The sequence below is a fragment of the Nocardiopsis terrae genome, from assembly GCF_014651695.1.
In the GTDB taxonomy this organism is placed as follows: Bacteria; Actinomycetota; Actinomycetes; order Streptosporangiales; family Streptosporangiaceae; genus Nocardiopsis; species Nocardiopsis terrae.
Window position 1 is genome coordinate 316671 of the sequence record NZ_BMXJ01000003.1, and the last position, 12054, is coordinate 328724.

The following is a 12054-nucleotide window of genomic DNA, read 5'->3' on the forward strand; positions in this document are numbered from 1 at the left end:
CCGTGCGAGCATGATGTAGGTAAGGCTAACCTGTCCGGGTGGGATTGGGTCGATCCCGGCCGATGACATACGATGCTTCGTCGGTTCAGGTGCAGGTCAGCCTCACCCACCACCCGCACCATTCACCACCCAGCAAGACGAACGGGGAAGCCGTGCTCCTGCGCGCGCCCACACCAACGCGCCCCACCCTCACCAGACGAGTCATACGCCCCATCGGTCTCGTCATCGCCCTGGGCGCCCTGGCCGTCTGCGCGCTCCTCAGCGTCACCGTCGGAGCCAAACCCATCCCCGCCGCCGACGTGTGGGCCGCACTCACCGACTACAACGGTTCCTACGACCACGACGTCATCCGCAGCCTGCGCGTCCCCCGCACCGTCATCGGCGTCTTCGTGGGTGCCGCCCTCGGCCTGGCCGGGGCCCTCATGCAGGCCCTGACCCGCAACCCCCTCGCCGAACCCGGCATCCTGGGCATCAACTCCGGAGCCGCCGCGGCCGTGGTCGTCGCCGTCTTCGTCCTCGGCGCCAGCGGATCCGCCCTGGTCTGGCCCGCCTTCCTCGGCGCGGCCCTGGCCGCCGTCGCCGTCTACGCCCTGGGCTCACGCGGGCGCTCCAGCGCCACCCCCGTACGCCTGGCCCTGGCCGGAACCGCGTTGGCCGCCGTCCTGCAGGGCCTCATCTACGGCGTCATCGTCCTCAACGACTTCGTCTTCGACCGCATCCGCTTCTGGCAGGTCGGCTCCCTCACCGGACGCGACCTCGACATCTTCCTCCAGGTCGCCCCCTTCCTGGTGGTCGGGATCATCGTCACCCTGGCCCTGGGACCCTCCCTGAACGCCATGGCCCTGGGCGACGACCTGGCCGCCACCCTGGGCGCCCGGATCCCCCTCATCCGCGCCGGAACCGCCGTCGGAGTCATCCTGCTGTGCGGGGCCGCCACCGCCGCCGCGGGCCCCATCTGGTTCGTCGGCCTGATCATCCCGCACGCCGCACGCGTGATCACCGGCCCCGACCAGCGCTGGCTCCTGCCCTACGCCGCGGTCCTGGGCGCCGTCCTGCTCACCGCCGCCGACACCGTCGGACGCGTCATCCTGCCCGGCTCCGAACTGGAGGTGGGCATCATCACCGCACTCGTCGGGGCTCCCCTGTTCATCGCCCTGGTCCGCAGCAGAAAGATGGCCCAGCTGTGAGCGACACCCTCGCACCCGCGTCCAGCGCCACCGGGTCCGCACGCCCCGCACCGCGGGGTGCGCGCGCCTGGCGCTCACCGGGCGGCCGGATCTCCTTCCTGGTACGCCCGCGCACCCTCGTGGTCTGCCTGACCCTGGCCCTGGTCAGCGCCCTGACCCTGGTCGTGTCGGTCTCCGTCGGTGACTACGGGGTCCCGCTCTCCGCCGTGCCCGCCGCCCTGATGGGCTTCGGTGAACGCCTCGACGTCTTCTTCGTCCAGGGGGTGCGCCTGCCCCGCGCCCTGACCGCCATCGGTGTGGGCGCGGCCCTGGGCATCGCCGGAGCGGTCTTCCAGAGCCTGTCCCGCAACGCGCTGGGCAGCCCCGACATCATCGGTTTCACCTCCGGAGCCGCCACCGGAGCCGTCGCCGCCATCCTCATCCTGGGCGCCGGACGCCTCGTGGTCTCCCTGGGCGCCATCGCCGGAGGCATGATCACCGCGGCGGTGGTCTACCTGCTGGCCATGAAGAACGGCGTCCAGGGCTACCGGCTGGTCCTGGTCGGTATCGGCGTCAGCGCCATGCTCGCCTCCGTCCGCGACTACCTGATGACCCGCGCCGACCTCACCGACGCCCTGGGCGCCCAGATCTGGATGATCGGCAGCCTCAACAGCCGCGGCTGGGCGGAGGCGGCCGCCGTCTGGATCGGCCTGGCCGTCCTGGCCCCCGTCATCTTCGCGGTGGGACAGCGCCTGCGCTTCCTGGAACTGGGCGAGGACACCGCCCGCGGCCTTGGCGTGTCCGCCCAGAGCACCCAGATCATCGCACTGGCCGCGGCCAGCGCCCTGACCGGCGCCGCCATCGCAGTGGCCGGCCCCATCGGCTTCGTGGCCCTGGCCGCGCCCCAGCTCGCCCGGCGCCTGACCCGCACCGGCGGCACCACCCTGGCCGGCGCCGCGCTCATGGGCGCCGCCCTGCTCGTGCTGGCCGACCTGGTCGCCATGCGCCTGATGGCCCCCACCCAACTGCCCGTGGGCGTCGTCACCGCCGTCATCGGCGGCAGCTACCTCATCTGGCTGCTCTACACCGAGTGGCGGGGCGGCCGCGCCTGACGCGCTTCCCCGCCCCGCAGCCACCGCCGAGCCACACCCGAAAGAGAACGATGACCGACGACGCCAGCACCCGCCTCAACGGCCGGGACCTGACCCTGTCCTACGACCAGCGCGTCATCTCCCGCGACCTGGCCGTGCGCATCCCCGACAACTCCTTCACCGTCATCGTCGGCCCCAACGCCTGCGGCAAGTCGACGCTGCTGCGCGCCCTGTCGCGCACCCTCAAACCAGCCCGGGGCAACGTACTCCTGGACGGCGAGGTGATCAGCTCCTACCCGGCCAAGGAAGTCGCCCGGCGCCTGGGCCTGCTCCCGCAGTCCTCCATCGCCCCCGACGGCATCGGTGTGGCCGACCTGGTCGCCCGCGGCCGCTTCCCGCACCAGAGCTTCCTGCGCCAGTGGTCCCAGCAGGACGAGGCCGTGGTCGCCGAGGCCATGGCCTCCACCGGTGTCTCCGCGCTGGCCGACCGTTCCGTGGACGAGCTCTCCGGCGGCCAGCGCCAGCGGGTGTGGCTGGCCATGGTCCTGGCCCAGCAGACCCCGCTGCTGCTGTTGGACGAGCCGACCACCTACCTGGACATCGCCCACCAGATGGACATGCTCGACCTGTGCGCCGACCTGCACGCCGAGCGCGGCCACACCCTGGTCGCGGTCCTGCACGACCTCAACCACGCCTGCCGCTACGCCACCCACCTGATCGTGATGCAGGACGGCGCCATCGTGGCGGAGGGCGAACCCGCCACCATCGTGACCGCGGACCTGGTCGAGAAGGTGTTCGGGCTCCCGGTGCGGATCATCCCCGACCCCGAGACGCACACCCCGATGATCGTCCCGGTGGACCGCAGGGGCGCCCGGCGCGAGCACGACTGACCCGAGGGCCCGCACCCTCGCACGGGACCCTCGCCCGCACCCCTGCGTGCCTCCGGCTCCGGTGGGGCCAGGTCAGCGCTCGAGCAGTTCCCTGACCTCCCGCACGACCCCGGCCGGGTCCTGCTCGGCCATGAAGTGCCCCGAACCCACCGTGGAGTGCCGCAGGTCCCGGGCCCACGCACGCCACAGCGCGAGGGCGTCGTAGCCCAGGGCCGCACCCCAGTCCTGCTGGAGTACCGTCACCGGCATCTCCAACCGCCTCCCCGCGGCCCGGTCGGCCGCGTCGTGCTCGATGTCGATCCCGGCCGAGGCCCGGTAGTCGGCCACGATCGAGGGCACCGCCCCGGCACTGGCGTCCAGGTAGGCCCTGCGCACCTCGGCGGGGAAGGCCCCCGGCCCGGTGGACCACGCGTCCAGGAAGTACCCGAAGAACGCCTCCGCGCTGGCGGCGATCATCCGCTCGGGCAGCCCCGGAGGCTGGGCCATCAGGTACAGGTGGAAGCCCACCGCCCCGCCCACCCCGCGCAGCGCCTCCCACATGTCCAGGGTCGGCAGCACGTCCAGGCTGGCCAGGTGCGTGACCGCCGCCGGGTGGTCCAGCCCGGCGCGCACCGCCACCAGCGCCCCGCGGTCGTGCCCTGCCAACGCGAACCGCTCGTGCCCCAGGACCCGGGCCAGCTCCACCACGTCCGCGCCCATGGTCCGCTTGGAGTACACCCCGGGCCCGGACTCCTCCGGTTTGTCACTGTCCCCGTACCCGCGCAGGTCAGGGCAGATCACCGTGTGGTCCGCCGCCAGGTCCGCGGCCACGTGCCGCCACATCAGGTGGGTCTGCGGGAACCCGTGCAACAGCACCAGGGGCGGCCCCGAACCCCCGACCGCCACGTTCAACGACACGTCCGGGGCCACCCGCACCCGCTCGTAGTCGAAACCCTCGATGACCGCAGCCATGATCACGCCCTGCTTTCTCTCGGTTGGTCCTTTCCCGCCGGTCCCTCGCCCGGGGGAGCGGTTCCAGCCTGTCGCCGCCCGATGAGCAACCGATGAGCGAGCGCTGCGCACCCCGGGGGGCGGCACGGGTCCGGGCCGACACGCTGTACGTTGACCACGGACCACACCGACCAGGGGAGGTGACGCCGGTGCGGGTGGGTTTCGGGGTGCTCGGACCCGTCACGGCCTGGGACGAGGCCGAACGGCCCCTCGCGCTGCGAGGACCGCGCCACCGCGCCGTCCTGGCCCGGCTGATCGTGGCCCGCCGCCGCATCGTGCCCGTCGAACTCCTCATCGAGGACCTGTGGCAGGGCGCCGCGCCCCCCGGGGCCATCAGCGCAGTCCGCACCTTCGTCGCCGCCCTGCGTCGCGCCCTGGAACCGGACCGCCCGCCCCGGACCCCCGCCGCCCTGCTCACCACCCGGGGGCCCGGCTACGCCCTGAGGGCCGCCCCCGACACCGTCGACGCCTGGCTCTTCGAGCAACGCTTCCGGCAGGCCTCCGCCCTTCCGCCCGCCCAAGCCCTGCCCCGACTCCAGCAGGCCCTGGAACCCTGGCGCGGCCCCGCCTACGCCGACTTCGCCGACGCCCCCTGGGCCCGCACCGAACGCGCCCGCCTGGCGGAACTGCGCCTGCACGCCCTCGAACGCCTGGCCCAGGCCCGCCTGGACCTGGGCCAGGCCGCACAGGCCGTCCCCGACCTGGGCGCGCACGCGGCCGAACACCCCTGGCGCGAGGACGCCTGGCGCCTGCTGGCCCTGGCCCTGTACCGCACCGGCCGCCAGGGGGAGGCCCTGGCCGTCCTGCGCCGATCCCGTGCCCTGCTCGTCGAACAACTGGGCGTGGACCCCGGCCCCGCCCTGAACCGCCTGGAACAGGACATCCTCCACCAGGCCGAACACCTCATCCCCGAACCCGCACCGGAGCACACCGGCGACCAGCTCTGGACCCGGGCGGCCGCCGCCTACCAGCGCACCGTCACCCCCGGCGCCCGTGCGCGGCTCGAATCCACCGTCAGCCTCCTGCGCGAGATGGCCGTCACCGGGCCCGAAGGCCTCCGGACCGCACGCTCCCAGCGCCTGGCCGCCGTCACCGCGGCCGAGGAACTCGGCGACCCCCGCCTCACCGCCCGCGTCATCGGTGCCTACGACGTCCCCGCCAACTGGACCCGCGTGGACGACCCCGACCAGTCCGCCCGGGTGGTCGCCGCCGCCGAACGCACCCTGGCCGTGCTGCCCGGCCCGGGCCACGAGGCCGCCCGCGCCCGCCTGCTGGCCACCGTGGCCCTGGAGTCACGGGGCTCCCGCCGGGACCGCGGACCCCGGGCGGCGGCCGAAGCCGAACGGCTCGCCCGTGAACTGGGCGACCCCACCCTGTTGGCCTTCGCCCTCAACGCCCGGTACATGCAGACCTTCCACCGCACCGGGCTGGCACCCGAACGCGACGCCCTGGGCGCCGAACTCCTCACCCTGGCGGACCGCCACGACCTGGTCACCTTCCAGATCCTGGGGCACCTCGTCCGGTTGCAGTCCCTGGCCGCGTCGGCCGACTGGCCCGGAGCCGACCACCACGCCCAGGCCGCCCAGGCGCTGGCCCGCCACCACGAACGCCCCCTGGCCGAGGTGTTCACCACCTGGTATCGGGCGCTGCGTACCGCCACCGACCCCCGCGTCCCGTTCGCCACGGCCGAGGCCGCCTACCGCGGGGCCGCCGACGGCCTGCACGGCGCGGGCATGCCCGGGCTCGAACAGGGGCTGTACCCCCTGGCCCTGCTGTGCCTGTGCCTGCGCCACGACCGCCCCGCGCCCACCGACCCGGGTACCGACCACGGCCCCCACGAACCCTGGGCCCGCCCCCACGTGCTGCTCGCCGAGGGACGCCGCACCGAGGCCGCGGCCGCCCTGGACGCCACCCCCGAACCGCCCCGCGACCTGCTCCTGGAGACCCGGTGGGCGCTCACCGCACGTGCCGCCCTGGCCCTGGACGACCGGCCCGCCATGCACCGTGCCCTGGCAGCGCTCACCCCCGCAGCCGGGGAGCTCGCCGGGGCCCAGACCGGCATGCTCGCCCTCGGGCCGGTCGCCGACCACCTCCGGGACCTCAACCGCGCCCTTCACTCATAGCGGCAAAGCTGCTTTGAGGGTTTGTGGAAAATCTCCCGGGGCCGGACAGAAAAATCCTCACCGGAGATTCAGGAGGAAAATAAAGACAATCCGCCAGGAGCATCGTGCCCCAGCGGGCGCGGGCCACGACGACCCGCACCCGACCGCCGACATCCGGCCCGCGAGCTACTCCCCGGCGAGAGCGGCCACCACCGGGCACGGGTCGTCCGGGTCCACACACGGCGCTTCCAGGACCCCGAGCAGCGCCGCGCGCATCCGGAGCAGGTCCTCGATACGCCCGTCGATCTCGGCCACCTTGGCCTGCCCGCGCCCCCTGACCCGACCGGGCAGGACCGTCCCGTCGCGGGAGCGGTCCGAGAGGGAAACGAACTCGGCGAGCTCGGCCAGGGTGAACCCCAACTCCTGCCCCCGGCGCAGGAACCGCACCCGGCGCACGTCCTGCGTGTCATAGGACCGGTAGCCGTTGGGCGAGCGCAACGGTACCGGCAGCAGTCCGCGGCGTTCGTAGAACCGCACCGTGGACACCTTGGCACCCGAGCGGCGCGCGAGCTCAGCGATCCTCATGCCGTGATCCTAGGACGTCCGCCACGGCCCCGTCCCCGGACCGCAGCGCCGAGAACACCACGGCACCCTGCACCGCCCCCCAGGCGACCTCGGCCACCAGGAGCCCCACCAAAACCGTGGAACCCCCGGCGACCAGGGCCGCCCCCATACCCAACGAGAACAGGAACCGGGCACAGGTGTCGGCCGCCCCCAGCGCCAGGCTCGGACGCAGCAGCCGGACCACGGACCAGACCACGACCACACTGCCCATGAGGTTGGCGAACAGGGCCGTGAACACCGTGTCGGTCGAGGGCAGCGCACCGGACAACCCCAGGGCCCCGTGGGTCCAGCCCACCGTCTGGAAGGCGAGGCCGACGGTCCAGGGCAACGCGAAGGCACCGGTGACCACCAGGTCGTACACCGCGGACGCACGGACCACACGCAAAGCTGTTGAAAGGTTCATGTCCGCCATGGTCGACCCCGCACCACGGTGCGGGGTCAAGCCCGCCGCGCCCGCATCCTCCGTCAGGCGCCCGACAACTCCAGGCGCAGCACCAGCGACACCAGCTCCACCACGACTTCCTTGACCGACTCACGCTCACGCGCGTCACACAACAGCACCGGCACCCCCTCGGCCACGTCCAACGCCACCCGCACGTCCTCCGCCCGGTGCGTGCGCTGACCGTCGAAGCAGTTCACCGCCACCACGAACGGCACCCCGCGCGACTCGAAGAAGTCGATCACGTCGAAGGAGTCCGCCAACCGGCGCGTGTCGGCCAACACCACCGCGCCCAGCGCACCCTGAGCCAACTCCTCCCACATGAACGCGAACCGCCGCTGCCCCGGCGTCCCGAACAGGTACACCACCGTCGAGGCATCCAACGTCACCCGGCCGAAGTCCAACGCCACCGTCGTCGTGGACTTGCCCTCCACCCCGCCCAGGTCGTCCACACCCACACTCTCGGAGGTCATCACCTCCTCGGTGTGCAACGACTCCACCTCGCTCAACGCCGAGACCAGTGTCGTCTTGCCCGCACCGAAACCACCCGCGACCACGATCTTCAACGTGTCCGGAACCGGGCTCTGCCCGGCCGGGTCCACCGATCCTCCCAACACCGCCACCTCACAACTCCCGAATGCGTTCCAGGACCATACGCAACGTCTGCGCGTCCGGACGCTGCCGCTCCCAACCCGAGGTGTGCACCATCACCTGCCCCCGGTCCAACAGGTCAGCCAGCAGAACCCGTAACACACCCAACGGAAAACCCGACCGTGAGGCCAGCTCCGCCACCGACACCGGACGCGCACACACCGACAGGATCAGCTCCAGCTCCGGGTCCACCTCCTGCGCATCCACCGACGGAGCAGCCACCACCTGCGAGGTCATCGAGAAGTCCGACCGCGAGGGCCGCGTGCGGCCCCCCGTCAACGAGTACGGGCGGATCAGGCTCGACTCCGCCGACCACCCCTCTTCCTCCGAGGACCCCGCGCTCACCCCTCACCTCCCCTCCCGCGCGGCAGCGCCGACAGGTACGGCCCCACCTGCCGCACCAGCCGGTGCACCTCGAACGCCGCCTGCCCCATGTCACAGGAAGCATCAGCCACCAGCGCCAACTGTGCACCCTGCCCCGCGGGCAGGACAAAGAAGAACACACTGTCCATCTCCACCACGCTCTGGCGCACCTCACTGGCCCCCAGCTGCGCACGCGCACCCCGCGCCAGGCTCGCCACCCCCGACGCGACCGCCGCCAACCGCTCACCCTCCTCCCGCTCCAACCCGGGAGAGGCCGAGAGCAGCAACCCGTCCGCCGACAGCAGCAGCGCGCTGCGCGCCCCCGCCACCCGCTCCACCAGATCACCCATCAACCAGTCCAGCCGCTGTCCCGCAGACGGATCCTCCGCGCCGTTCCCAACGACCCGGCCGCCCGTGGTGGCACCAGACGACATCGACATCACCCTTCCGAACTCTCGTCACGGGGCGCCTCCTGATCGAGGACACCCCCCTCGTCCTCCCCCTCGGCCGGTTCCGCGCGTCCGCGCTCCGTCCCGGCCTGGAAGGCGCTCATCATCGACCGGATCTGCGACAGCGACCGCTGCCCTCCGGTGCTCTCGGTACCGGGGTGCTCGTGCGCACCACGGGGGCGGACCGCCCCGGGAACCGCGGGGTCCGCCCTGTTGCGCCTGCGCAGGGGCAGCCCCTTGTAGGTCTGACCCGGTGCGGCAGGGGAGGGGGCGGGCCCGTCCGGGCCCTGCCCTGGCGGGTCCGCGCCGACCGGCGCGGGCGCCAGGGCCGCCGTCTCACGGGGGGCCTGCGCTCCGAGGGGGCGCACCGGCCCGGCGCCGGGGGAGTGCTCCGCCACCGCCGACGCCGGGATCCGCACCTGTGCCCTGGTGCCCTGGTAGGGCAGAGCCCGCAGCTCCACCTCGAACCCGTGCCGGGCGGCGACCGTGGCGACCACGAACAACCCCAGCTGGGAGTCCTCGCGGATTCGGGCCAGGTCGAACCGGGGCGGGTGGGCCAGCAGCGCGTTGGCTGACTCCAGCCGGCCTGCGGTCATACCCAACCCCCGGTCCTCGACCTCCACCAGGTGACCGCCTCCCTCCAGGGGCCGCCCGCCCACCGTCACCTCGGTCCCCGGGGGTGAGAAGGACGCGGAGTTCTCCAACAGTTCGGCGATCAGCCGTACCAGGTCGGCCCCCGCCCGCCCGGACAACCTCACCCGGGGCAGTGTCAGCACCCGCACCCTGGAGTAGTCCTCGATCTCGCTGGCCGCGGCCCGTACCGCCTCGTGCAGTCCGACCGGGACCGCCCCGCTGCGGGTGGGCTGGTCACCGCTGAGCAGCATCAGGTTCTCGGCGTTGCGCCGCATCTGGGTACTGAAGTGGTCGATGCGAAACAGCGACTCCAACACCTTGGGATCGGTCTCGGAGCGCTCCAACCGGTCCAGCAGCGCCAACTGGCGGTGCACCAGTGACTGGGTGCGCCGGGCGATGTTGCGGAACATGTTGCGCACCCCCGCCCGTACCTGGGCCTCCTCCACCGCGGCCACCACCGCGGCCCGCTGGGCGTCGTTGAACGCCTCGGCCACCTGGCCGAGTTCGTCGCGTCGGACCACCGGGAGCCGCGGGGCCTCGGCGTTCACGTCGACGCTGTCCCCGGCGCGCAGCCGTGCGGTGACCTGTGGAAGACGGAACCGGGCGTGGTGCAGGCTGTCGGTGCGCAACTGCTGGAGCCGCCGACCCAGGCGCTGGGACCCGGCCACCGCGACCAGAGCCGAGGCCAGGGCCACCACCAGAGCGGGGACACTCACCAGCAGTACCCCGCCGAGCAGATCGCGGGCCTGGCCGTGGCCCAGGTCGACCACGCGTTCGCGCCGCCCCTGTTCGACTTCGAGCATCCGTGCGTCCAGGGCCTCGGCGGCCCCCCGCCAACTCGGGGCGTTGATCGGGACCCGGGCGGCGGGACCGTGCACGGGGCTGCCGATGACACTCTCCTGGAGCAGTTGGACGGTCTTCATCTGGAAGGAGCCCTCCAGCGCCCGGTAGTCGTCGCCGCGGTCCTCGCCGAGTTCGGCGTCCACCCGTGACCAGGTGTGCTGTTGGGCGCCGACCGCGGCCGCGAACTGTGCGTGCGCCTGGGGGGTGAAGCTGTCGGTGGCCACCGCGTGCGCCAGGATCATGTCCTGCTGGTTGAGGAGTTCGCGTGCGCGCATCAGGGAGGTCAGGGAGCGCAGGTGGGGGGTGACGGCGGGGTCGGCGCGCTCGACCTGGGCGTCCCACACGCGCAGCCCGGTCTCGATCATGTGCGAGTAGGGGGCGGCCACCGCCTGGAGGGGGCTGGTGTCGGCGGGCGGATCGGCGGCCGTGGCGCGGTGGTGGTCGAGCCGCTCCAGGGCGGTTTGGAAGTCCAGGACCTGGGCGGGCAGGTCGTGGTGGTCGAGGCTGTCCACGGCGCGGGTCAGGGCGGTCACGGCCTGGTCGGTCTCCTCCTGGGCCTGGGGGAGGGGTGTGCCGCTGGTGGTGGATCCGGGGGCTGCCATGGTGGCGCGCCGTTCGCGCTGGAGGTGGCTGATGACGTCGACGACGGGTGCGCCGACCTCCTCGGTGAGGGTGGCCGTGGCGCGCAGGTCACGGATGTCGGTGGCCAGGACGGCGGTCAGTACCGCCCACAGGGCCAGCAGGGCGGCGCTGGGAATGAGGACCAGGGTGATCATGCGGGCGCGAAGCGAGGAACGCTTGTCGTGGGGCATGGGTTCGCTTTGGGGGAGTGGCGGGGTGGTTGGTGGGGGTCCGCCGGTGGGGGGTAGGGGGGGTGGAGTTCCACAGAGCTAATCGCTCCACGGGGGGATTTGCAAGGCTTTGCGGGTGGCCGGATCCGGTTGGGGGCGGGGGTTGTGCTGGTGACCGTGAGATGCGTGGGAAGGACACCGTCTGAATAAATCTACGTCGTAAAGGTGCTCTGTTTTTTGACCAAAAGCACAACCCATAAAGGAGCGGCTCACGCCGCACCGAATACATCAGGGCTCGCCCGTACGCATGAGGTGTTGCTCGTGGTCTCGTACATCCCGCAGACGGCTGTTCGGGACACCCGACCCCGGAACGGAACCGGCCAATCACGGATTGGCACCGAAACCGGCACCGCCGGGGGAGGGGCGCCCCGGCACCGGACACATCGGAAGACGTTCCGCGCTGTCCGCTCCGGCGCCTGTCCTGTTCTCCGGAGCCGGAGTCGCCGCACCCGACACCGATCCGGTGGTGATCGAACTGGGCTGAGGCCCCCGCTCTCCGGAGTCGTTTCCCCGCGGCGGGGGAGCATTCCTTTTCTCGTGCCCCTTGCGGCGCAGCTGTTGTCGCGGGGGGTGTGAACGGGTAGGTACCGCCCCAGCACTGATGTCCGGCACCGACAGAAGGGGGAGACGATGGGTCAGCTCAGCGAGGAGCAGGTCCTGGAGGGACTGGAGCGGTTGACCGACTGGGAGTGGGACGCCGAGGAGGTACTCATCCACCGGACGGTGCGGTTGCCCGGGTTCCTGGCCGCGGTGGCACTGGTGAACGAGGTCGCCCAGGCGGCCGAGCAGGCCGACCACCACCCGGACATCGACATCCGGTACGACACGGTCCGGTTGGCCCTGAGCACCCATTCGGAGGGCGCCGTCACCGACCGGGACATGGCCCTGGCGGCCCGGATCGACGAACTGGTCGCCGCGACGGCCCAGAACGCGCACTGACGTGTGCTCGGCCCGAGCAGGCG

At 72.4% G+C, this 12054-nt stretch carries 12 protein-coding genes; 5 read left to right on the forward strand and 7 right to left on the reverse strand.

All coding sequences use genetic code 11. From position 1 onward, the window contains the following. Window positions 1–152 precede the first annotated feature (152 nt). From IE195_RS09220 to IE195_RS09230, 3 genes are read left to right on the forward strand one after another with little or no spacing between them, the layout of a single operon-like run. Window positions 153–1187 carry a FecCD family ABC transporter permease gene (locus IE195_RS09220; RefSeq protein WP_191270483.1) on the forward strand — a complete coding sequence of 345 codons (1035 nt, stop codon included), beginning with the start codon at window positions 153–155 and terminating at the stop codon, window positions 1185–1187. Beyond that, on the forward strand, window positions 1184–2278 hold the full coding sequence (locus IE195_RS09225) for a FecCD family ABC transporter permease (RefSeq protein WP_191269628.1): 1095 nt from the start codon (window positions 1184–1186) through the stop codon (window positions 2276–2278). The genes IE195_RS09220 and IE195_RS09225 overlap by 4 nt, the downstream gene beginning before the upstream one ends. A gap of 50 nt (window positions 2279–2328) precedes the next feature. After that, entirely contained in the window at window positions 2329–3147 is an 819-nt protein-coding gene (locus IE195_RS09230) for an ABC transporter ATP-binding protein (protein WP_191269630.1), read from the forward strand. 72 nt (window positions 3148–3219) lie between these two features. On the opposite strand, the gene IE195_RS09235 is transcribed toward IE195_RS09230, so the two are convergent. Continuing rightward, window positions 3220–4098 (reverse strand): alpha/beta fold hydrolase, encoded by an 879-nt coding sequence (locus IE195_RS09235; RefSeq protein WP_191270486.1) that lies wholly within the window; start codon window positions 4096–4098, stop codon window positions 3220–3222. Between the two features lie 188 nt (window positions 4099–4286). On the opposite strand from IE195_RS09235, the gene IE195_RS09240 reads away from it, so the two are divergent. Next, on the forward strand, window positions 4287–6260 hold the full coding sequence (locus tag IE195_RS09240; RefSeq protein ID WP_191269632.1) for an AfsR/SARP family transcriptional regulator: 1974 nt from the start codon (window positions 4287–4289) through the stop codon (window positions 6258–6260). 165 nt (window positions 6261–6425) lie between these two features. Here IE195_RS09240 and IE195_RS09245 read toward each other — a convergent pair whose 3' ends face one another. From IE195_RS09245 to IE195_RS09270, 6 genes are all read right to left on the reverse strand, one after another. Then, window positions 6426–6824 (reverse strand): heavy metal-responsive transcriptional regulator, encoded by a 399-nt coding sequence (locus tag IE195_RS09245; protein WP_191269634.1) that lies wholly within the window; start codon window positions 6822–6824, stop codon window positions 6426–6428. After that, entirely contained in the window at window positions 6811–7266 is a 456-nt protein-coding gene (locus tag IE195_RS09250; protein WP_225942437.1) for a hypothetical protein, read from the reverse strand. Before IE195_RS09250 ends, IE195_RS09245 begins: the two co-directional genes overlap by 14 nt. Before the next feature lie 62 nt (window positions 7267–7328). Further along, window positions 7329–7925 carry a GTP-binding protein gene (locus IE195_RS09255; protein WP_373295646.1) on the reverse strand — a complete coding sequence of 199 codons (597 nt, stop codon included), beginning with the start codon at window positions 7923–7925 and terminating at the stop codon, window positions 7329–7331. 1 nt (window position 7926) lies between these two features. Next, entirely contained in the window at window positions 7927–8298 is a 372-nt protein-coding gene (locus IE195_RS09260) for a DUF742 domain-containing protein (RefSeq protein ID WP_191269636.1), read from the reverse strand. Beyond that, complete coding sequence (locus IE195_RS09265; RefSeq protein ID WP_191269638.1) at window positions 8295–8756, reverse strand: roadblock/LC7 domain-containing protein; 462 nt, start codon at window positions 8754–8756, stop codon at window positions 8295–8297. The genes IE195_RS09260 and IE195_RS09265 overlap by 4 nt, the downstream gene beginning before the upstream one ends. After that, window positions 8756–11053 carry a sensor histidine kinase gene (locus tag IE195_RS09270; protein WP_191269640.1) on the reverse strand — a complete coding sequence of 766 codons (2298 nt, stop codon included), beginning with the start codon at window positions 11051–11053 and terminating at the stop codon, window positions 8756–8758. Before IE195_RS09270 ends, IE195_RS09265 begins: the two co-directional genes overlap by 1 nt. Before the next feature lie 669 nt (window positions 11054–11722). Here IE195_RS09270 and IE195_RS09275 point away from each other — a divergent pair. Next, complete coding sequence (locus IE195_RS09275; protein WP_191269642.1) at window positions 11723–12031, forward strand: 4a-hydroxytetrahydrobiopterin dehydratase; 309 nt, start codon at window positions 11723–11725, stop codon at window positions 12029–12031. Window positions 12032–12054: the final 23 nt, after the last annotated feature.